At 41.1% G+C, this 19,581-nt stretch carries 25 protein-coding genes; 10 read left to right on the forward strand and 15 right to left on the reverse strand.

All coding sequences use genetic code 11. The features are described from left to right. Positions 1-19: 19 nt before the first annotated feature. On the forward strand, positions 20-1,207 hold the full coding sequence (locus LC608_RS23425) for a hypothetical protein (protein WP_229555852.1): 1,188 nt from the start codon (positions 20-22) through the stop codon (positions 1,205-1,207). A gap of 123 nt (positions 1,208-1,330) precedes the next feature. Here the strand turns inward: LC608_RS23425 and LC608_RS23430 are convergent, their stop codons facing one another. From LC608_RS23430 to LC608_RS23440, 3 genes are all read right to left on the reverse strand, one after another. After that, the gene (locus LC608_RS23430) at positions 1,331-1,660 is read right to left on the reverse strand and encodes a formylglycine-generating enzyme family protein (RefSeq protein WP_229555853.1); all 330 of its coding nucleotides are present in this window, start codon (positions 1,658-1,660) and stop codon (positions 1,331-1,333) included. Between the two features lie 455 nt (positions 1,661-2,115). After that, positions 2,116-2,538, reverse strand: coding sequence for a transposase (locus tag LC608_RS23435; protein ID WP_267871177.1), 423 nt, complete (start codon positions 2,536-2,538; stop codon positions 2,116-2,118). 194 nt (positions 2,539-2,732) lie between these two features. Further along, positions 2,733-3,053: a helix-turn-helix domain-containing protein gene (locus LC608_RS23440; RefSeq protein WP_229555855.1), complete on the reverse strand. Its 321-nt coding sequence runs from the start codon at positions 3,051-3,053 to the stop codon at positions 2,733-2,735. A gap of 252 nt (positions 3,054-3,305) precedes the next feature. Between LC608_RS23440 and LC608_RS23445 the strand changes: the two genes are divergently transcribed. Then, positions 3,306-4,433 carry a shikimate kinase gene (locus LC608_RS23445; protein WP_229555856.1) on the forward strand — a complete coding sequence of 376 codons (1,128 nt, stop codon included), beginning with the start codon at positions 3,306-3,308 and terminating at the stop codon, positions 4,431-4,433. Positions 4,434-4,698: 265 nt separating this feature from the next. Here the strand turns inward: LC608_RS23445 and LC608_RS23450 are convergent, their stop codons facing one another. Continuing rightward, a complete protein-coding gene (locus LC608_RS23450; RefSeq protein WP_229555857.1) occupies positions 4,699-5,205 on the reverse strand; it encodes a hypothetical protein in 507 nt (168 codons plus the stop codon). A 414-nt stretch (positions 5,206-5,619) separates the two neighbouring features. On the opposite strand from LC608_RS23450, the gene LC608_RS23455 reads away from it, so the two are divergent. Continuing rightward, positions 5,620-6,921, forward strand: a complete 1,302-nt coding sequence (locus tag LC608_RS23455) for a hypothetical protein (RefSeq protein WP_229555858.1) — start codon at positions 5,620-5,622, stop codon at positions 6,919-6,921. Between the two features lie 203 nt (positions 6,922-7,124). On the opposite strand, the gene LC608_RS23460 is transcribed toward LC608_RS23455, so the two are convergent. Both LC608_RS23460 and LC608_RS23465 read right to left on the reverse strand, forming a co-directional pair. Continuing rightward, a complete protein-coding gene (locus tag LC608_RS23460; protein ID WP_229555859.1) occupies positions 7,125-7,271 on the reverse strand; it encodes a hypothetical protein in 147 nt (48 codons plus the stop codon). Positions 7,272-7,452: 181 nt separating this feature from the next. Continuing rightward, the gene (locus LC608_RS23465) at positions 7,453-7,776 is read right to left on the reverse strand and encodes a hypothetical protein (protein WP_229555860.1); all 324 of its coding nucleotides are present in this window, start codon (positions 7,774-7,776) and stop codon (positions 7,453-7,455) included. A gap of 186 nt (positions 7,777-7,962) precedes the next feature. Between LC608_RS23465 and LC608_RS23470 the strand changes: the two genes are divergently transcribed. Further along, positions 7,963-8,739, forward strand: coding sequence for a uracil-DNA glycosylase family protein (locus tag LC608_RS23470; protein ID WP_229555861.1), 777 nt, complete (start codon positions 7,963-7,965; stop codon positions 8,737-8,739). Between the two features lie 7 nt (positions 8,740-8,746). Here the strand turns inward: LC608_RS23470 and LC608_RS23475 are convergent, their stop codons facing one another. Continuing rightward, positions 8,747-9,268, reverse strand: coding sequence for a hypothetical protein (locus tag LC608_RS23475; RefSeq protein ID WP_229555862.1), 522 nt, complete (start codon positions 9,266-9,268; stop codon positions 8,747-8,749). Positions 9,269-9,529: 261 nt separating this feature from the next. On the opposite strand from LC608_RS23475, the gene LC608_RS23480 reads away from it, so the two are divergent. Next, the gene (locus LC608_RS23480) at positions 9,530-9,703 is read left to right on the forward strand and encodes a hypothetical protein (RefSeq protein ID WP_229555863.1); all 174 of its coding nucleotides are present in this window, start codon (positions 9,530-9,532) and stop codon (positions 9,701-9,703) included. Between the two features lie 18 nt (positions 9,704-9,721). Here the strand turns inward: LC608_RS23480 and LC608_RS23485 are convergent, their stop codons facing one another. Further along, positions 9,722-10,951 (reverse strand): Hint domain-containing protein, encoded by a 1,230-nt coding sequence (locus tag LC608_RS23485; RefSeq protein ID WP_229555864.1) that lies wholly within the window; start codon positions 10,949-10,951, stop codon positions 9,722-9,724. Positions 10,952-11,285: 334 nt separating this feature from the next. Between LC608_RS23485 and LC608_RS23490 the strand changes: the two genes are divergently transcribed. After that, the gene (locus LC608_RS23490; RefSeq protein ID WP_229555865.1) at positions 11,286-11,681 is read left to right on the forward strand and encodes a hypothetical protein; all 396 of its coding nucleotides are present in this window, start codon (positions 11,286-11,288) and stop codon (positions 11,679-11,681) included. A gap of 112 nt (positions 11,682-11,793) precedes the next feature. Here LC608_RS23490 and LC608_RS23495 read toward each other — a convergent pair whose 3' ends face one another. Then, complete coding sequence (locus LC608_RS23495) at positions 11,794-13,095, reverse strand: APC family permease (RefSeq protein WP_229555866.1); 1,302 nt, start codon at positions 13,093-13,095, stop codon at positions 11,794-11,796. Positions 13,096-13,279: 184 nt separating this feature from the next. On the opposite strand from LC608_RS23495, the gene LC608_RS23500 reads away from it, so the two are divergent. Beyond that, positions 13,280-13,513, forward strand: a complete 234-nt coding sequence (locus LC608_RS23500; protein ID WP_229555867.1) for a hypothetical protein — start codon at positions 13,280-13,282, stop codon at positions 13,511-13,513. 380 nt (positions 13,514-13,893) lie between these two features. Here the strand turns inward: LC608_RS23500 and LC608_RS23505 are convergent, their stop codons facing one another. The 3 genes from LC608_RS23505 to LC608_RS36945 form a co-directional block, all read right to left on the reverse strand. Beyond that, positions 13,894-14,490: a hypothetical protein gene (locus LC608_RS23505; protein ID WP_229555868.1), complete on the reverse strand. Its 597-nt coding sequence runs from the start codon at positions 14,488-14,490 to the stop codon at positions 13,894-13,896. A gap of 525 nt (positions 14,491-15,015) precedes the next feature. Continuing rightward, the gene (locus LC608_RS23510; RefSeq protein ID WP_229555869.1) at positions 15,016-15,255 is read right to left on the reverse strand and encodes a hypothetical protein; all 240 of its coding nucleotides are present in this window, start codon (positions 15,253-15,255) and stop codon (positions 15,016-15,018) included. A 10-nt stretch (positions 15,256-15,265) separates the two neighbouring features. Next, positions 15,266-15,400: a hypothetical protein gene (locus LC608_RS36945; RefSeq protein ID WP_263984186.1), complete on the reverse strand. Its 135-nt coding sequence runs from the start codon at positions 15,398-15,400 to the stop codon at positions 15,266-15,268. Positions 15,401-15,739: 339 nt separating this feature from the next. Between LC608_RS36945 and LC608_RS23515 the strand changes: the two genes are divergently transcribed. From LC608_RS23515 to LC608_RS23525, 3 genes are all read left to right on the forward strand, one after another. Then, complete coding sequence (locus tag LC608_RS23515) at positions 15,740-16,063, forward strand: hypothetical protein (RefSeq protein ID WP_229555870.1); 324 nt, start codon at positions 15,740-15,742, stop codon at positions 16,061-16,063. Next, positions 16,060-16,350 (forward strand): filamentous hemagglutinin N-terminal domain-containing protein, encoded by a 291-nt coding sequence (locus tag LC608_RS23520; protein ID WP_229555871.1) that lies wholly within the window; start codon positions 16,060-16,062, stop codon positions 16,348-16,350. Before LC608_RS23515 ends, LC608_RS23520 begins: the two co-directional genes overlap by 4 nt. A 106-nt stretch (positions 16,351-16,456) precedes the next feature. Then, positions 16,457-18,013, forward strand: a complete 1,557-nt coding sequence (locus LC608_RS23525; RefSeq protein ID WP_229555872.1) for a hypothetical protein — start codon at positions 16,457-16,459, stop codon at positions 18,011-18,013. 100 nt (positions 18,014-18,113) lie between these two features. Here the strand turns inward: LC608_RS23525 and LC608_RS23530 are convergent, their stop codons facing one another. The 3 genes from LC608_RS23530 to LC608_RS23540 form a co-directional block, all read right to left on the reverse strand. Beyond that, positions 18,114-18,347 (reverse strand): hypothetical protein, encoded by a 234-nt coding sequence (locus tag LC608_RS23530; protein WP_229555873.1) that lies wholly within the window; start codon positions 18,345-18,347, stop codon positions 18,114-18,116. Positions 18,348-18,404: 57 nt separating this feature from the next. Next, complete coding sequence (locus LC608_RS23535) at positions 18,405-18,965, reverse strand: WGR domain-containing protein (RefSeq protein ID WP_229555874.1); 561 nt, start codon at positions 18,963-18,965, stop codon at positions 18,405-18,407. 128 nt (positions 18,966-19,093) lie between these two features. Then, positions 19,094-19,480, reverse strand: a complete 387-nt coding sequence (locus LC608_RS23540; RefSeq protein ID WP_229555875.1) for a hypothetical protein — start codon at positions 19,478-19,480, stop codon at positions 19,094-19,096. Between the last annotated feature and the right edge of the window lie 101 nt (positions 19,481-19,581).

Below are 19,581 nucleotides of genomic sequence, written 5' to 3' on the forward strand. Positions count from 1 at the left end.
AATAATAGGAGATTATGAAATGACTGCAACTATTACAAGACCCAAGCTCAAAAAGTCTGCTGCTAGCAAACCACAATCACCGTATAAGCGGCTTCATGTGATTATTCCCATCGAAGATATGTTATGGGCTTCCCAGCAAAAGCCTTCAGTTACGCAATTGTGGCAAGAGTGCTGGACTGCTGACCCTTATGGTTCCCGGTGGATGCCTTTGGCCTCAGCTTTGGGGTACAGTACTTTTATCTCTGCAAAGAAAATTCTCTCCGAAAGCGGGTTGTTCATTTTCAAGCCTGACAAGTCGATTCAGGATGGCCGGGAGACAGTGAAGTGGACTGTCAAAAATCTACATGGAAGCAGAATTAAGGAGTTTTGGGAAAAAGGGGATTCTACGAAAAGAGAACTAGATGCTGAAAAACGAGAATTAAATGCTAGGGATTCAGAGAAAGATGCTGGCTTTGAAGAAATGGGTGCTTTGTATGAAGCGTCTATTTTAGGTCAAAGCCATTCAGAGCAAGGGTTCTGTGAACCCTCACGAACTGGTCAGAAACTCCTCACAAACTCTTCAAAAGAGATTGTGAGGAGTGTCTCTGACACGCTTACAGAAAATTCGCGTGAGGAGGAGACGGCTCATGCGCCCTTGAGGGGCGCGTCGCCTCAGTTTGTCGAAAGCGTGGAAGACTTGCCTATGGCAATGGACTGCACATCGCTGGCGCTTGTGGATGCTGCACAAGATGAATCTACTTTGTTGGAAGGAGAAAAGCAGGATAGTGGTTTTGAACTAAAAGATTGTCATGGAGGTACTTGTTCCGCCGCGCCCGTTGCACAAAATGAATTTTCTTCAAGTTCTGTGATCGCTAATCAAACACCAGAGCTTGTAGAACAGGGTCAATCTGCTTCGTTGCCGGGAGAAAACCAAGTATCTGGTGATGAGGACAAAGCAAATCATGATGGTGATTGTTCCGCCGCACCTGTGCCAAATCCTGAAAAGTGGTCACATGAGGCGATTGTTGCGCGGTCGAATGTGCGACTGGAGCGGATACAGAGACTCAAACTTGCGGCGAATTCGGGGCAGAATCCGGGGCTTGAATTCTTGCAAGAGTACTGGGACGATGATCCGGTGTTGCAGATTGTGATCAAGAAGTTGCTGGTGAAGTTTCCGCAGTGGGGTATTGCGTGTGTAGATAGGGTACTGGTGAAGTGCGATGAGTAGCGATAGCTTATCATACCGCACCTGCACATAAGCTGTGCCACATTTAAATTGCATATCCTGGGCGGGCAAGATGCCCACCCCACAAGAGGTATGTTTAATTCAATTATGCAAGTTAAATGTTTTTTAGCTTACCACCCGAAAACCGATATGGAAGCCGAGGTGGCGGCTCCAGTTGCCGAGGCGATAAGCACAACGGCAGATGTCCTTGCTGCCGATCCACGTACCTCCACGCATCAGCCTGTCACCGTTATGATTGTCACTAACAGGCTCTATCCACGCACTACCATCTGTAGGCGCTCCTTCATAATTTTCATGCCAATGGTCTGCACACCATTCAAATACATTACCGTGCATATCGTATAACCCAAAGGCATTTGCTATCCCAAAACTTCCTACAACTGTAGTTTCTTTTCGATAAATATCTTTAGATCCTTGACCACAAGAACTTGACAATTGATATTCTTCATCCTCTCTTGATTATTTAAGAGAATTTGCAGACTATGAGTCATGTGTATAGATAAAGTTATTTCATGAAGTTGTTACAGAAAAAAACTAAATTTAAACATTGTTGGACTAAACTCCAGTTAGATTTTATAAAGCGATAATAATTGTGGCGCTCACTATGGTCGCTATCATCTTCTGTGGCTTACGGAGCTACAACTTGGGCTAGGATACATATAAAATAAGCCTCATTGCCCTCAACACTTGTCGGGTTTTGGGGAAAAGGGGAAGGGAAAAGGGGAAAGAAAAAACCTTTAACCTTTACCCCAAACCCAACTCCGAGTTAAAAATCCTTAACCGAGCAGTATTGTCATTGCCCTTTCTCCTTGCTGGTAGTACTTGCACTTATTAGGACTTACAGCAATTTTCAGGTAAATAGACCACAGTGATTGAACCAACCGAAGGCATCATCTTCGGTGATGTAATTGACAGCCAGAGCCATTGCAAGGCCATCGTGATTCGGTGGTGCGTGCCTCACAGGAACGGAGAAATTGCTTTAGTTTTGACCAACACAGTTCTATAGGAGATAAATCTGGAGAGTAGGGAGGCAAAAACTTAACTTTTGCACCAACGGATTCAATTGCAACTCTTACACGTTCGGCGTGATGAACCGGGAGGTTATCCATGACCACGATCGCTCCTTTCCATAACTGAGGCATTAAAATTTCAGTGACATAAGTGAGGAATACATCAGTATTTGTACTACCTGGTACAGTCATAGCCGCAACTAGCCCATCAAGGTTTAAAGCTCCAATCAAAGACACGTTCCCACCCTTAGTGCCAGGTATATTACCAACTGCTCTTTCGCCATTGACTGCTCTGGCAAACAAGCCGCGCAGCGATTGATAAGTTCAATCCCGCAACATCTCCAAATATCAGGTTTCTGACATCAATTTTATCTAACCAACGGCGATAGTCATGTCTTAACTCTTGTACTCTTGGGGTATCTTGCTCACTGGCATAGAGACTTTTTTTTTACACCGTAAACCTAATTTTTCTACCGCACGATGCATTGTCGTGATACTTACACTAGTCCCTGTGCGTTCTGCATAGCGATGCCTGCGGCGGGGCAAAGCCCAACGCATAATTCTCTTAGCAACAAATCATTCTTACCTTCCACCAAAGACTTGATCATGCTGAGATGTTCATCCTGAATTATCGGCTTTTGGTACCCTCCACGTTGTTTTGCTTCAATTTGTCCACTTTCACGATAATGACGTACCACGTTGCGTACAAATGACAAGCTGACCTTAAACCTTTGAGCCAGTTGGCGTTGCGAACCTTCCTTCTCTAACCAAGCGGCAATCACACGACCACGCAAATCTTTGGAGTAAGATACTGGCATTGAATTTGACAATCACTATCTATTTAGCTTACCGTTTTTTGTGGTTCAATTACCTGAAAATTGCTGTAATCTCAATAATTAGGCGACTAACTTGCTTGTTTCTTTAACGAAATTGACCCAATTAGACCTATACCAGAATTTGTTATTGTTGTTAGCAGTGTCAACATAAACTAAATAGGTTTCCATAATTTCTGAAACATTGAATTTGGTTAAGTTGAGCTGTTGCTGTTTGTAATTCTTAAGGATGGTGCAATGTCAACTAATCACGACTTATCAATCAAGCTACCAATACTTTTAATTGGGCCTCAGGGTGCAGGTAAAAGTACTATCGGAAAGTTGCTAAGTGAGCAGCTAAATTTACCGTTTGTCCACCTAGAGAAAATCTCAGAGAATTACTGGCAGGAGATAGGCTGCGACAAAACATTAGTTGAGCAAGCTTGGGAAGATGGTCAAAGCGATTGGGTTTATCGCTACATGATGCCATTTGATGTTCATGCACTCAAGCACGCTGTAGTTGAATATTGCAACTATATAATCGAGCTTGCTGCACCCCAATCAGTTTACGATGATGCCGAACTGTTTCAACAAGTTAGTTCTGTTTTCCAGTCTTGTGGTCATGTGATTTTGCTCTTGCCATCCGAAGACGTGGAAGAATCGCTACAAATACTGCAACAGCGTACTCGTGCAATGATTAACGGCATGGAAATCAACGAGTATTTTGTCAAGCATCACTCTAACTACGATTTAGCAAAGTATATTATCTACACTAAAGATAAAACGCCACAGCAAACTAGTGAAGAAATTCTGGCTACAATCAAGCCAAATGCCTCCGACATTATTCTCATTGGGCCAGTACGGGCAGGCAAAAGTACCATTGGCAGAATTTTAGCTAAAAAACTGCAACTGCCACAGATATCTATGGATATCTTACGCTGGAACTATTATCAACCTCGAGGGTGGGATAAACAACAGCAACAGAACATTGCAGAAAATGAAGGGTTTGCCGGAGTTTATCGTTATTGGAAACAATTTGAGGCTTATGCGGTAGAACGCCTTCTCCAGGAACATCAAAACTGCGTCATTGATTTTGGGGCTGGACATTCAATTTATGAAGATGATGCCGACTTTCACCATGTTAGTGAACTGCTGGCTGATTATGCCAATGTAGTATTGTTGATGCCGTCACCCGATCCGGATGAATCAGTTATGATTCTCAACCAACGTCTCACACTCACGATCAATGGAATGGAAGAAAACCGATTTTTTCTCACCCACCAAAGCAACCATCAACTAGCAACCCTGGTCATATATACACATCTGAAAACTCCTTCTCAAATTAAAGACGAGATTTTGCAATACTTAGAATTAACAAACTCATAAAATCAGTAGTCTCTTAAACTAAGTTTGGCGATACTTGATCCACAATAGCTAACTGAAAATATGGCGATTGCTCCTCTTGAAGAGAAGCGAGTACCCGTTCCTTAATTCAAATTCCGAAACCGTGCAGTATAGTTGCTTTTGTCAAATATGCGACCAAAGCGTATGTAAAAACTCTTACATTGCGGCGAATTCCGGGCAGAATCTGGGGTTTGATTTCTTGTATGAGTGTTGGGATGATCCAGCTTTGCAAATTGTGATCAAGAAACTACTGGCGAAGTTCCCGCAGTGGGGTATCGCTTGTGTTGATGGCATAATCTGCGACTCGCTCCCATCCCCACTTATAGGCAGTATCAACCAGAATTTCTTTACCATTGCGGAACTTAATAAATTCCTGCCCGTGGTCGTAAAATATATCTGCAACCAGTTGATTACGCTCGTCGTAACCCCACTTATCCACTGCTGCCCTCCACCAGCGCTGTCCGGGGGAGAGCAACTGTTCAAGTTCTAAATACTCCGGTTTCCAGTACTTGGTGCGCCATTGATTTGCCAGTGCGTCGATTAGTATCGCAGTCGGGTAGATCGGCTTCAGGTTTTCTTCGAGCCAGAGTATATAAATAATTGCGCTCCTGAAAGCATCTTCTAAACCATAGCTTGATGCTTCTAAAGTGTCTTGAAGTTGCTCGTCATTAAAATTTACGCCGAGCGATCGCAGAGCTGGAGCATACAAATCAAATAATTCTTGTTCTACTGAATCGCCAGACCAGAACCACATAAGAAAAAGAAAACTCCTGCTAGGTGGCTAAATAAAATTTAGCATTTAGCGTGGGAAGTGTTGATATGGGGATGAGTAGCGATCGCTAATCAAACACCGGGGCAAGTAGAACAGGGTCAATCTGCTTGCTTGTCAGGAGAAAACCAAGTTTCGGGTGTAGGAGTCAAAACAGTTCATGAAGGTGAAAGTTCCGCCGTGCCCGTTCCAAATCCTGAAAAATGGTCGCATGATGCGATTTTAGCAAGGTCAAATATGCGACCTGTAAGAAGGGAAAAACTGAATCGAGCATTCCTGTTAAAAATGACACGCCAATTCTGGTAACATTTCCAGCGTTGTAGAGCATGGCGTGTTTTGGTTCAATTTTCTGACCAGTGGTATATTCATAATTTATCTTGAAGATATGAGGAGCAAGTTATGGTTTATTCAAAAACAGTTAAATTAAATAGTCAGGGTTGGTATCTAGACATAAACCCTTCAACATTATTAGGTAGATGGACTAAGTATGCAGATATAGTTACCGTCAATACTACTAATGCTTACGGAATTCAAGTTCTCTCTGGTATCACCGTTAATACCTGGGGTGGTAATGATAAAATTTTTGCTCTTGGCAATAATTTTGGCATTTTGAACGTGGGTACCATTAATACTGGTTGCGGTAACGACAGCATTGTTGGCATTAATACTGGTATTAGCGATCTAGACATCTTTAACTTTTACGGCATCGTCGCCTACAGTGCCATCGCCAACAGTGGCACCATCAATACTGGTGATGGGAATGACAGAATTTGTGGTAGTAGCAGTGCCCCTAGTGGTATAGGCATTGTTAACTTTGGTACTATTGATACTGGATACGGTAACGACACAATTACTGGTAATGGCAATAGCTACGGCATCTATAACTTATACCAGAGGAATATCACTACTGGTGATGGTAACGATACAATTACTGGGAATGCCGTTAATCGTGAGGGCGTAGGCATTTGCAACGAAGGCTCGATTGATACTAGTGCTGGGAATGACATTATCTTTGGCAGTAGCGACGGCGGCTTCATTCACTCCGGCATTTCTAACTTTGGTACTATTAATACTGGTGATGGGAATGATACAATTACTGGCATTAGCACTGCCACTGAAGGAGCCGGATATGGTATCTTGAATGGCTCTACCTCAATTCCTATTGGTTCAGATCCTTCTGGTCGTTTCCCTGAGCTTATAGAAATTACTGGCACTATTAATACTGGCACAGGTGACGACAAAATTACTGGCATTAATGCTGCTATTAATGGTATAGGCATTGATAATTCTGGCACTATTAATACTGGCACAGGTGACGACAAAATTACTGGTATTAATACTGCTATTAATGGTATAGGCATTAATAATTCTGGCACTATTAATACTGGTGGTGGCAACGATATACTTGATGCTCTCATTGGTGGCTTTCGTGGGGTTGGTATAATCATTCTTGGAGATAATAATGACACTGTAAAAGGATTTGGAAGTGGAAACTTTGATGGTGGTAATGGCATAGATAGGCTGCTGTTTGGCAATGGAACCTACAGCGTCTCAAATATTACAAATAACAATGGCTACTATACTGTTAGTAATGGGACAATAGATATGTTCGTCAATAACTTCGAGTGGATTGGTAGTGCCAATGATCCTGCTGGTGCTTTCAGCTTGACTACTTTAATTGGCCAGACATTCACAGTGTAGCTGTAGATATTCCTAGAGAATGTCGCTTGTTTTTAAATTCAAGCTATCTTATATTCTTGAGTTCACAAACAAGTGATAACTCCTGATCCTTGCAGAAGCGATTATTTACCAAGCCTATAGAAAAATCAGTTCAGCCCAGCCAGCAGGAAGTACAGGAAGTGCTGCAACAACTGAGAGAAATCTACTGTACTCTGCAATTTCGGTTAAACGCAGAGATTCAGCGCATGGTCAGGCGGTGTTGAGAGAATGTGCCAGGAGCGATCGTGTACTTGCTTAAAGGAGGCGTTACGAACTTGGAAAGGCATTAAATCACTAGGAGCGGTGTTTGTTGCTGCTTGTAAAGAGGGCAAGAAACCTGAGTCAGCACAGGCCAATTTTGCTGTGGAAGATTAGTTTGAGTGGGCAAGACGACAGAGAATTGTGATTGCTATGTCGGCGGCAGATGTGTATACACCAAAAGGTGAGGCGGTGGCGTTAGCCGAGATGATGCGGCGGTATCCGATGTGCGGAAGACTCCCGCTTTTTCAGCGATTACAAAGCATCCGTGCGATGTATGGATTCAATTAACTCCTCAACTTCTTCTTCGTCCAGACATTGTTTCACTTGGGTGCTGAACCACTGGGATTCTTCCAGTTCTGTGCCCTGGACTTGGTAGACCAGTAATGTTCCTGCAACGCGGGCAAGAGTAAGAGGTGATGGGGAAACGTGGCTCAGTAGATCACACGCATTTTGGTATATTTCCATGACTGATAATTCGGACAAAGGAGATCCCAACTGAGCAGAAAGCTGTTTTAGATTCTCCTGAATAGATGAATGGAAGTCTGGATCTTCGGGATAGGAAAGAGGGTTACTCATAATTGTCGTTCAAATGCCATTAAATTGGGACTGGAAGCAATTAACTTAAGACTTATTAATAAAATGTCATAGTTCAATTATCTCTGGTATTTGTAGTCAAAAAACTAAATAATTATACTTTTTGATTATTTGTTGGTGAAAGTGGGTAATCTATCTGAATAGTTTATCTACAATATTAATATATATATGTCTGAGTATTTATTTTCACAGTTTAGAGGCAATGAGTTTGAGGATTTGTACCAGCAGTTATCTGAAGTTTTTACTATTTCACAAAATCATTTATCTCTACTATATGAAATAATGCGAAAAGAGTTTGAGATGGAAGGCTTTCCTGAACATACTCTTTCTAGAGATATCTTTCATTCATCTACTGAAAGTTTTCAAAAATCCTATGATGACGCTTGGCTAATCGGAGTGGATATACCCAGTATACTTGAACAAAATGATAATTTTTTGGAAAAAAGAACAGTCGTTATACTTGGACAAGACCCTCGACGGCAAAGTAAAGAAAGAGTAGAAGAAATTACTATTGGAACGCCATACGCTTTACACCTAAACTATTGCCGTGAAAAACATCGCAGTACGAGGCTTTACTTTGACCTGATCAGAGTTTTACTAAATGAGGGATATCGAGTTTATTTGACAGATGTGTTTAAAATTTGGGTTAGCGAGTCTAATAATGGAAACCATAATATCCCTCTAATTGAACAAGACCAAAAGCGCTTCATTAAAATTTTGAAGGCAGAGTTAGAAATTTTTGAACCCCTTGCTGTTATCACTTGGGGACAAGTAGCAACTACAACAGTAAACAGCATAGGGTTAAGCGGAAATCCTTTTGAGTTCCCTCATCCTAGCCCTGCAAATCATAAAACATGGTCTAACCTCATGGGCAAGCCAGCAACAAGAGCAAATCGTATTAATTTTTGGCAGGAAAAAGTTTTGGCTTTCTTGAATAAGTTATAGTGCTAGATCAAGATTCCCTTACATTGATACTGCCAAGCGACGAATTACTTACTGAAAACGGGGACGCATAATCTGTGACTCTCTCCCATCCCCACTTATAAGCAGTATCAACTAGAATTTCTTTACCGTTTCGGAACTTAATAAATTCCTGCCCGTGGTCGTAAAATATATCTGCAACCAGTTGATTACGCTCGTCGTAACCCCACTTATCCACTGCTGCCTTCCACCAGCGCTTTCCAGGGGAGAGCAATTGTTCAAGTTCTAAATACTCTGGTTTCCAGTATTTGGTGCGCCATTGATTTGCCAGTGCCTCGATTAGTATGGCAGTCGGGTAGATCGGCTTTAGGTTTTCTTCAAGCCAGAGTATATAAACGATTGCGCTCCTGAAAGCATCTTCTAAACAATAGCTGGATGCTTCTAAAGTCTCTTGGAGTTGCTCGTCATTAAAATTTACGCCGAGCGTTCGCAGGGCTGGGGCATACAAATCAAATAATTCTTGTTCTACTGAATCGGCAGACCAGAACCACATAAGTAAAAGAAAACTCCTGCTGGGTGGCTAAATAAAATTTAGCATTTAGCGTGGGAAGTGTTGATGTGGGGACGAGTAGCGATCACTAATCAAACTTAGGGGCAAGTAGAACAGGGTTATTCTGCTACGTTGTTGGTTGAAAATTCAGTTTCGGGTAGAGAAGTGAAAGCGGCTCATGAGGGTGAAAGTTCCGCCACGCCTGTCACTGAAAAATGGTCGCATGAGGCGATTGTTGCGCGGTCAAATATGTGACCGGAGCGTATGCAAAAACTGATAGTTGCGGGGAATTCGGGGCAGAATCCGGGGTTTGACTTTTTGCAAGAGTGTTGGAATAATAATCCGGCTTTGCAGATTGTGATCAAAAAACTACTGGCGAAGTTTCCGCAGTGGGGGATTGCGATTGTTGATGGGGTGTTGGTGAAGTGGGAGAAGTAGCAAATGCGCCCGTCACTATTACGAGGAAGTTATATTTACTAAGTACCATTTTCCTGATGAGTTTACACTGATATCCCAATACTCAGAAAACAAACGAGGAAAAGGCTCACCACTAAGCACATACCCTTCAGAAGAAATGACGAAATTGGTCATTTTACCGTTAACTTGAACCCGAAAAATGTGCTGATTATCTTCCTTTTTGTAACTAATGGGTGCAGCTTCAATAAGTTCAGGTTGATAAACAATATCAAAGGAAGCATTAAAATCTCGTTGAAATACATAGTACTGCAAGTAATAAAATGGGTTAGAAATATAATCAAGCATCTGCTCGAAGTCTTTCATAGTCCAGTCCATTTGGTACTGGATAAATAAAGAAGTGGTTTTTTCAATTAATTGATTTTTACTAATTATTTGTTGATACTCTTGTTCATTTATTTCAAGTTGGATTGTAGTTTTGTTCCACTGTTCCTTATTTTTGGAATATTTTAGAGAATAACGATTAGTAAATTTTGGATTAATGTTTGTTGCAAATTCGATTAAGCCAGAGTCATTTGTAAATTCTTTGTTAAATAAATGGGTGAAATTTATAATTTCACGATAAAAAATAACGGGTAGCAATACAGCAAATAAGACCACTAGTATCAGTATATACTTAGGAAGTGTCTTTGAGTTGATTGGAGTGAATGAGCTATTTCCATTACCTCCTCGATAATAGCCACCTCCAGCGCTGCCAGTGCCTCCACCACCACCTTTGTTATGTACTAAGATGCCATTAGCATAAAAATTATGATTGGGATTCACAGATATAAGATTATAAACTGTGATATTTTCCTTAATATGATCAATATTGAAAATGAAAACCCTGGAATCCCCTTCCCCAATAAACTGGTCGCCAATTTCAAGTTTTTGTGCTTGCTTTAACTTAACTCCTGTGTCAGTCTTTATATAGAAAGGATGAGTTTCTGTTACTTCAATTTTGTTATTAATTAATAAATATTCATGTGATGTTAAGATTTTAATTTCTTCTATTTTTCCCATTTCAAGTTGGTGAGTTGTGAAGTTATAAGTAATAATACTGTCAGCTTTATTCAATTTTTCGATAGGTTTATGTCCCTGAGATGTCAAAACCGGAGTCCCCTGTGCAAAGCAACCTCCACGAGCATCAACAGGTTCAGCAATCCAAAAAGCAATTAAGATTATTATTAAAAAAATTGAGATAGTTTTAATAAGGCGGCTTATGTTTTTCATATTATGTTTCTAAAAATAAAAACAGAGAAATTTATCTCAGCTATTTAGGATAAGTAAATCAAATTTTAAGGAGTACATAAATAGATTCACGCCCGTTACCTTGTATTTCTATTTGTTTCCATTAAGAATTATTTGGAGCAAAGCCACTAAATAAACACCCTTTTCTTGAGGTTCCCAATCTATAGCCCAATCTGGCACTGATTTTTCTAGTTATCTCCTTGAGAATGACCACGCTCACACTTGTGCCAAAAAAACTGATTAATCTCTTGCTCACAAGTTCCTCACATTGTTTCTCTATCTTCAAACTAAACTCAGCCCAATTCACTCTTAGAAGATGGAATATCTTTACTATCTGGAGAATGCCAGCCTGATACTACAGTTGATTGAATACCTACATGATAGACCTCAACTTAAAGTCAGTTACGTCACTGTAATTAATACTATTGACGGCTGGGTGATGAGAGTCAGGCTAAAGCATCAACCCTCGCCGCAAGAAGATAGTAACTTCAGGTCAATCTTAAGTGAATTAGGAATCTTGTACTCACCACCAAAGCAGTTACAATTGGCACTTTGGAGTTTGGCTGGTGGAAAGTCCCCGGTTGAAGTCATGCGTCGCTATCAGGTTGCTGTAGTTTCTCATGGTCAGCCAAAAATTGAGGAGATAGAAGCATTCCGGCAACAGTTCATTAAAGGATTTGCTTACTGCCCACAAACTCTCGCTGGAAGTTAGCTACTCATCACGCCATGCTTTTAGTTTTCATTGATCGCGCACAGCACCTATCAAAATCTGTATGTTGACAAACATCGTCTGACCATCGAAGGAAAGCAGACCCTACCCAACATCACCCTCTTCTAAAAGCCTTTTGGATCAGAATTAGAAGCATTCCAATTCCTACAAACACAAATGCTAAAATGTGACTTGCCCCAGAAGCAAAAGCAAACAAAACGAGATTGAGCAGTAAGGCGATCGCCGGAACTATATAGGGAACCTGAAACCCGTTAGTTTCAACTTCTCGGCGTTTGATGAGTAGCAACGAAAGGTTGACAAGACAAAACATTGCCAGAATCAAGGTGGCGGTGGTTCCTGCTAAAACTTGCAGTGTTCCAGAAAGCGCCAAAAAAATGGCAATTGGTAAAATGACCAGCAGCGTTCGATAAGGCGTGGCTCTGCGTTGATGTAATTTCCCTAACCAAGCACTTAGCAGTCCTTCACGCGACATCCCATACAACAGCCGTGATGCCGTGACAAAATTTAACAGTGCTGTATTGAGTACGGCAAATAAAGCAATAATCGTAAAAATGACCTGGGGAAAATTGGGCTGCGCTCGACGAACTACATCGAGTAATGGAGCACCTGAAGCAGCAAGCTCGGAGGGATTGAGTACCTCAACAGCAAGCCAGGAGACGAGTATATAGACTGCGCCAGCGATCGCCAAGGACAGTAAAATTGCCCTTGGCACGTTACGTTCGGGATTTTTAACTTCCTCCGCAACATTGACAATATCTTCAAATCCAATAAAGGCATAGAAAGCCAGTGCCGCTCCCTGAACAACCGCGCTCCAACCTATGGCTGGCTCGTTAGCGACAGCAGCAGGATTAGCCGCACCACCACCGCTCAAAAATAAGGTTGAAACCAAAATCACAATCAAAAGGCCGCAAACCTCAATAGATGTGCAAAAAATATTGAGAGCCGAGGACTCCTTCATACCTCTAAAATTGACAAAAGCCAGTACTGAAAAAAGCACCAAGATAATTAGCCAAGCTGGAATCGCTGGTACAAAAGCGTTGAAATAGCCAGCAAATGCTTTCGAGAGCGTCGCCATCGAAACCAAGCATGTACAAAACATTAACCAGCCGACTAATATTGAGAGCCAGTCGGTGCGAAATGCCTTATGGACAAAGTAAGCTACTCCACCGCTTTGTGGAAATCGGCTGCCAAGTTCTGCGTAACTTAAAGCTGTGAATGCCGCCACAATCATAGCACTCAAGAACGAAGCCCAAACCAAAGTGCCGGAAAGTCCGGCAATTTTTCCAATTACCGCATAAATTCCCGCACCCAAAATGTCACCCACTCCGTAAATCACTAGAGTTGGTAATCCAAAGACTCGCTTGAGTGAATCTGCTTCTAGTTCATTTGTTTTCATACAACCCCTGAGAGTTTTTTATTCAAATACTAACTTTTAAACATCTTTGTTCTAATGATGAGAGCTATTTCTTCTCGTTGTATTGTCTCATCCATCACGGCTTGGAAATCCGGGAGTAAGCCAGAAGCACAACAGACCAAGTTAGGGGTTTGAGTGGGCAAGGCGGCAAAGGATTATAATTGCGATGTCAGGGGAAACTGTGTACACGCCCCAAGGTGAGGCAGTGGAATTGCAAGAGATGATGCGACGGTATCCGATGTGCGCGAGACTCCCGCTTTTTCAGCGATTACAAAGCATCCGTGCGATGTATGGATTCAATCAACTCCTCAACTTCTTCTTCGTCCAGACATTGTTTCACTTGGGTGCTGAACCACTGGGATTCTTCCAGTTCCGTGTCCTGGACTCGGTAGACGAGTAATGTTCCTGCAACGCGGGCAAGAGTTAAGAGGTGATGGAGAAACGTGGCTCAGTAGATCGCACGCATTCTGGTATATTTCCATGATTGATAATTCGGACAAAGGAGATCCCAACTGAGCAGAAAGCTGTTTTAGATTCTCCTGAATAGATGAATGGAAGTCTGGATCTTCGGGATGGGAAAGAGGGTTACTCATAATTGTCGTTCAAATGCCATTGGATGGGACTGGAAGCAATTTAAACACTTTTACTGAAGCAATAAATGCGTTCAGAACAGCCATGTATGAGTCGATTTATTGATTGGTTGAACTTAAATCGTGACGTGTTTGCTGCTTACAAAGCTAGTTTGGGTTACATTTGGGCTTAATTTTTGTCTAAGTCCCGTTAAGTATGCAACCATTTTTTCATGACTTGATATAACCACTCCTTTTCTGGTTCACTGAGATATGTTCCGATTTCAATCCGCCGTGTTCCAACATCAAAACTAAGACGTAAATACTGAACCACAGTTGTGAGTTGTAAATTCTGAACTTCTTGCTTTTGAGCAGAGAAGGGCTTTTGGTTCGACCACAAGTTCCAATTACTCATTTGGCTTCTTTGAACCAAATTAAAATCAAAAAAGCTAAGTGGAACTCTTCCAGGTATATATTGGATGTCTCGATAGCCGAGGGATAACAATGAACGGCTTGGCCCTCTTAATATTTGGGATAGACTAACAATGACGGAGATTTCGCCAAAAGCCCAACCCCCTAACCAAAAGAGCAAAAACAATGAAAAAGGAATAGACTCCTGATAAGACTTCCACAACATTTGCATTGCCAAAATTCCGCCTACGGTCCAACCCCCTAACCAAAAGAGTAAAAAACCACTAATTGAGACACGGAGAAAAGGATTATCTGGGTTCTTCCAGTTCAACTTCAAACCATTTGTAGTTCGTTCAACTTGGATAAGACTGCCAGATGGTAGCTGCGGAGTAATCATATTTGACTTCTCTAAAAAATATGCTCTAAATATAGAAAAAGAATTTGAAGAAGTTATGAGATTTGTTTGCAGGAAGACCTATATTATTCCATTACTACTTGTTGAAAGAAGATACTGGGACTGTTGACGAATGTACACCTATTAGGGTTGAGCCGAGATACAAGTAATTTATGCTTGATAGTCTGTACGGCTATTTAGTCTAAACTCCAGCTCACTAGATCCTACTAATCCGAACCGTATTCCCATCACTCTGGTTAAAGAAAAATCTCATCCAACTTTTAAACAAGAGACAGAAACTGGGTTTCGAGCTTTATTTTCTAACATTATGGCTAGAATCATCAGTTTTGTCTGAAAGTCTTATGTAGCAAAGATTATTGTTTTTCCTCCGGAGAGAGTGATGGAAAAGCGTTAGGTGAGGTGGATAAGGTCTTGAGGCAGAAGAAAGAAATAAAACAGTGTATTCAGGGGGGTTGCGGTAGTAAAATCTACTAAAAATTTCTCTTTACTCCCCCTGCTCCCCTCTGCCTAAGAAAGCTCATTTCGCGATGATCTAACTTTTTGGCGTTGATCCCAAAAAACTCCAGGAGGGAGAGGTTGGGGCTGGATTGCTACCCAGTCAAGGGAAAATAACGAAAATCTACTACTAGGTGGTGGCAGTGGTAAAGTCGGTGAACCACCATTAATAGATTGAGCTTCAGTGTCTGTAAGTTGAATTTCTTGAAGATAGATATCTTCAATGGCTAGTTTTTTGAAGTTTAGTATCATAACTTTTTGATCAATTAATATCTGATAATTCTGATGCTGTTGGCTGTTGTTCGGAGTTAATGAATTCGGTCTTAGGTGGTTTTCCTATTGTTTTAGGAGGTTGTGGTCTATTTTTTGTAGGTTGTGAGTTATGATTCTCGCTCATATTAATTTATCTCCTTTGTAGTTTTAATCATTTGATAAAGGAAGAAGTTCAGTCAGGAGGTAGAAAATTTGTGTGATGACGATTATGACTTCAAGGGATGTCATCTCAATTCCGTAATCAACAGAAAATTTTCTTAAAGCTTTACGTTGAATGCTATTACCCGGTTAAATTTAGCCCACCATCAGCCAAGAGAATTTCTTATGTAGTTTGAAACAGTGTGATGCGTTGAAAACAAAGAATGCAAAGTTTTGTAATAATTATTTTGACTTGATGCAAAAAATTTGAATTTTGGGGTGAAAGCTTAGTACACCTAGCCACACCCAACATAGGAGCACGATTGTGAATTTAACAAATCCCCCTGAAAACGTGATTAATTGTTTGCAGACTATTTTGGATGCGATTGCTGTGGGAAATTACGAACTTTTTCTTACTGTGGGTGATTCGGACTACAAAGCAGGCATTACCAAAGAAATGTTTGATGCAGTTAGCTCCCAGCTAGCTCCACGGATGTCTGAGGGTTATAAAATTACTTACTTCGGTCATCTTATACAACAAGGTTATCAAACCTATCTGTGGAAACTAAGCTTTGTGGATGGCAAAGATGAATTTGCGGCACGTATGACTATGAATAGGGACAAAGTTAGTGGCATTTTAATTACATGACGTATCTCATCTCACCATTCATCATTAGGGCGTGTCATCAATTAGGTAAACTGGAATCAGAACTGCTGAAAAAAATAAACACTCTTAAAAACGATGACGTGCCGATAAGTATTTTTACTTGTATGACTGGTAACAATATTTTTAATATTGATGGCTTAGTTCGTACTAATGGCACAACTAATCTGTTTTATGTAAATCCCAATGATATTGTTTTTGGTTCTTATAGCAGTTTAAATGTCGGCGGTTCGTTTGCAGCAACCACTGTCTTGAATAAACCATTTAGATAAAGTACCCAACAAAGCAATGATGACTGGTTTTACCCAACTTAAACCCCAGTTCGTAACTCATTTAGGATTGCTATATCAAAAGTTTTATTTAATTTATTTGACTTGTATGAATATTAATCAGCCGCTTCAGTACATTCTCAAACTATGCCTTCTGGCAACAATCATTAACAGTCTACCTGTCAATGTTGTTGCTGCTGAAGTACAAACTTTTGGCCAAGCTGGTAGACATGGGGTAGATGGTCGGTCTGGACGAGATGGGAACTCTGCATCAGATCAAATAATTCGCGCTAGCGAACAACTACAAACGATTGACCTCTCCGGTACAGATGGCGAAGCGGGAGAATCTGCTACCTCTGGTGAACAAGCTTCTGGGTGCCAACAGCCTCAGAATGTGACAGTGAATGTATGCGGTGCTGAAGGCGGCAATGGCGGTAATGGTGGTCATGGGGGTCATGGGGGTCATGGTGGTAAGGCTACTGTTTACTTTGAGTCATTATCTCAACTCAAGAATGTGGTGTTACGTAATCGGGGCGGGAGGGCAGGTGTTGGAGGAAAGGGGGGACAAGCAGGTAGTGGATGTAACTGTACTCAACCGCGCTGGACTGTAAACTATTGCACTTGGGCATTGATGGCGCAACAAATCAATGTAGCTAACGCCCAGTGGAGAGAAATTAGAAGAGAATTATTTCGCTGTACGGGTGATGCGTTCTATGACGAACAACAAAATCGACCCCAGCAGCTTCTAAATTTAGATCCAAACTACCGCTATGGCTGGAAATATATTGGTCTATCACAGCAGAGAGATTTTACTTGTGACAATGGCCTTATTGGTCAACCGGGACGCAACGGTAGAGATGGGGAACCTGGTAGTTACGGTCAAGTATTGTTAGTCAAGGGTAGAGAAATTCCTCAAGAACAAATTAGTTATAGCAATCACGTTAGCCTGTTAATTGATCGAAGCATTGGCCTGATCAAGAAAAATTTGTCGAAAAAAACGGGGCTACGGAGTTTACTTGGTACTGGTACGGATGTCCGAGATAGTTACCGTTTATTAGAAACCGTCCAAAGTTCTTTTAAAGTGTCTTGGCAAACTGTTAAACGCCCACAAGATTTAGGAGATCCTCTGCTAAAAGCTGAAATTACTGAATCGGGAAAATTGCAATTTTATATTCCAGGCACATTGGATTATATTCTCAATAATTCGCAAAACCAAACCGAAATTGCGATTAGTGGAGGTATTCACCCTAAACGTTTAGGACGTTTTAAATTTAAAGGATTTGATCGCTTCCCCGATCCCCGCAATTTTACTCTTTTAGATGAAGGTAAACTTCTGGGCGAGTTAAAAACGGTTAAATTGACAATTATTTTGTCCCAGAACAACTCTAAAGTCAGCGAGATATCTTACCCACTTGTTCCACATCGACCCTATCCTCACTGGGCGGATGCTTATCAAATCAATTTGGGCGCGAGCTTTGATTCTTGGCTTCAACCAGGGCAACCTGTTGAGTATGAAATTCGCATTGAACAAACTACCCGTTCCGGAGCCACCTATACATCTGGAATGAAAATTGGTTTCGTTGTAGATAAAGTTACTCATTCTCCCGATATTCAATACTACTCAGGAGCGACACTAACAAATCTCTTAAGGCTTATAAATAAGTAGACAGTAAAAGTTTCAGAGAAAAACCCAGAGGACAAACACGCGATTAAGCTGAAAGTCAGTTAAAAATATCCCCCAGCGCCTATCGCACTGGGGAATATTATCAATCTGCCTCAGAATAATAAATAGGATCTACATAATCCAATACAGATTCATCAGCGATAATCTGTGTTCGGGTGCTAAGTGATCCTACATGTATATCCAAGTCTGGGATATCAATTCCTAGCTGGTCAGATATTGCTCTTATTTTTTGGTATTGAAAATCTATTTCCTGCACCCTGTGGGTAGAGTGCCCATACCCCTCCGACTCCCAAGAGCTAACAATTATCTTTGCCATAGCTTTATTCCTTATTGAATTCTGGAATTTTGTCACAATATTTTCCGCCAAGCTGATTTACAAATGTCGCCAGAAGTTCTTGCTGATAGTCTTGAGACTGACAACCTTGGGTTCTGCTGTCGCTTCAGGGGCATGACCAACAGCCACCGCAGCAACTTGTGGTGCAGGTGTCGTTAACAAAGAATTGAGTAATTCCATTTGATAATCGACATCTGCAACAGTACGGTAAATTCCGTGATAATCTATCTGCATTCCCAAGGGTGTAGGGACAATTTTCAAATACTCGTTAATGGCAAGTATGTAGTTATCACCAAAGTTCCTGTTTGCAACAGCCGAACGTATAGCGTTTAGTAATTGTATCGCTTTTCTAATATCTGAAATACTGCGCTCACCATCCATTTTTGGCTGACTTTCACTGTAGCCTTTCATCTTCTTCTCGGCTACCAGATTATGAAATTTAGCAACGGCTCTTTGACGATTGGCTAATGTGTGGATTTTCGTTTGCGCTTGATAACCGACTCTGCCCCACTGCACTGTTAAGTTACCATCTTCGACTTTGGCAGACCAGAATTTATTGCTGTTCTGAAGAGTCTCTACATATACTAGATAAATTTCCATATTTTTGAACCCAATTAACTCGCAAGCTTTTGGGCATTGCCCCACTGAGATAGATATACTGAAGGTGATCGCTACGAATCTCTAAGTAGAAATCACCGACTTTTTGTGATCACCGAATTAATTTTTTACTAAATGCGATAAGGTTTTGTCACAGGGGTATCTAGAAAGTCAAATCCGCTCTGCTCAAGCCATTGTTTGGAAATTTCGTCAGGACGATTAGCGATAAAACTACAAGCATCATCTAAAGAATCAAATAATTTTGTACAGATTGTAGGATGCTTGAAATCACCAATCCCGATTAAATGTTTTTCCTCGTAATTGGTTAAATATATCCGTACTACATCCTGTGGGTAGCAATGCCAGTTTTCAGGATCAGAAACTACAGATATTGCATTTGTAGGCATTGGCAATTCATGATGTATTTTACTGCCAGGAAATTCTGCCTTATGTTTAGCTAAGTATTCATGAATGTTAAGTCGGCTCATATTTTGCTTGTTTTGTAAGGATTCTTGCATTTTAGTGATTGTGATTGCCCCCATAGAATCAGGGGACAATCGCTATCAAGAAGAGTAAGAGGAAAAAAGGATTTTTTTCATTCCTTCCCCCTTTTCCCAGG

It is taken from the genome of Nostoc sp. XA010 (assembly GCF_020829625.1).
GTDB lineage: Bacteria > Cyanobacteriota > Cyanobacteriia > Cyanobacteriales > Nostocaceae > Nostoc.

What these genes read in the sequence shown, in the direction of transcription:
- LC608_RS23505 (WP_229555868.1), bottom strand. Translation starts at nt 14,490, where the DNA reads ATGATTACTCCGCAGCTACCATCTGGCAGTCTTATCCAAGTTGAACGA.
- LC608_RS23470 (WP_229555861.1), top strand. Translation starts at nt 7,963, where the DNA reads ATGTCTGAGTATTTATTTTCACAGTTTAGAGGCAATGAGTTTGAGGAT.
- LC608_RS23510 (WP_229555869.1), bottom strand. Translation starts at nt 15,255, where the DNA reads ATGATACTAAACTTCAAAAAACTAGCCATTGAAGATATCTATCTTCAA.
- LC608_RS23425 (WP_229555852.1), top strand. Translation starts at nt 20, where the DNA reads ATGACTGCAACTATTACAAGACCCAAGCTCAAAAAGTCTGCTGCTAGC.
- LC608_RS23480 (WP_229555863.1), top strand. Translation starts at nt 9,530, where the DNA reads ATGCAAAAACTGATAGTTGCGGGGAATTCGGGGCAGAATCCGGGGTTT.
- LC608_RS23475 (WP_229555862.1), bottom strand. Translation starts at nt 9,268, where the DNA reads ATGTGGTTCTGGTCTGCCGATTCAGTAGAACAAGAATTATTTGATTTG.
- LC608_RS23445 (WP_229555856.1), top strand. Translation starts at nt 3,306, where the DNA reads ATGTCAACTAATCACGACTTATCAATCAAGCTACCAATACTTTTAATT.
- LC608_RS23500 (WP_229555867.1), top strand. Translation starts at nt 13,280, where the DNA reads ATGTCAGGGGAAACTGTGTACACGCCCCAAGGTGAGGCAGTGGAATTG.
- LC608_RS23520 (WP_229555871.1), top strand. Translation starts at nt 16,060, where the DNA reads ATGACGTATCTCATCTCACCATTCATCATTAGGGCGTGTCATCAATTA.
- LC608_RS23490 (WP_229555865.1), top strand. Translation starts at nt 11,286, where the DNA reads ATGGAATATCTTTACTATCTGGAGAATGCCAGCCTGATACTACAGTTG.
- LC608_RS23455 (WP_229555858.1), top strand. Translation starts at nt 5,620, where the DNA reads ATGGTTTATTCAAAAACAGTTAAATTAAATAGTCAGGGTTGGTATCTA.
- LC608_RS23450 (WP_229555857.1), bottom strand. Translation starts at nt 5,205, where the DNA reads ATGTGGTTCTGGTCTGGCGATTCAGTAGAACAAGAATTATTTGATTTG.
- LC608_RS23465 (WP_229555860.1), bottom strand. Translation starts at nt 7,776, where the DNA reads ATGAGTAACCCTCTTTCCTATCCCGAAGATCCAGACTTCCATTCATCT.
- LC608_RS23540 (WP_229555875.1), bottom strand. Translation starts at nt 19,480, where the DNA reads ATGCAAGAATCCTTACAAAACAAGCAAAATATGAGCCGACTTAACATT.
- LC608_RS36945 (WP_263984186.1), bottom strand. Translation starts at nt 15,400, where the DNA reads ATGAGCGAGAATCATAACTCACAACCTACAAAAAATAGACCACAACCT.
- LC608_RS23440 (WP_229555855.1), bottom strand. Translation starts at nt 3,053, where the DNA reads ATGCCAGTATCTTACTCCAAAGATTTGCGTGGTCGTGTGATTGCCGCT.
- LC608_RS23495 (WP_229555866.1), bottom strand. Translation starts at nt 13,095, where the DNA reads ATGAAAACAAATGAACTAGAAGCAGATTCACTCAAGCGAGTCTTTGGA.
- LC608_RS23525 (WP_229555872.1), top strand. Translation starts at nt 16,457, where the DNA reads ATGAATATTAATCAGCCGCTTCAGTACATTCTCAAACTATGCCTTCTG.
- LC608_RS23535 (WP_229555874.1), bottom strand. Translation starts at nt 18,965, where the DNA reads ATGGAAATTTATCTAGTATATGTAGAGACTCTTCAGAACAGCAATAAA.
- LC608_RS23485 (WP_229555864.1), bottom strand. Translation starts at nt 10,951, where the DNA reads ATGAAAAACATAAGCCGCCTTATTAAAACTATCTCAATTTTTTTAATA.
- LC608_RS23530 (WP_229555873.1), bottom strand. Translation starts at nt 18,347, where the DNA reads ATGGCAAAGATAATTGTTAGCTCTTGGGAGTCGGAGGGGTATGGGCAC.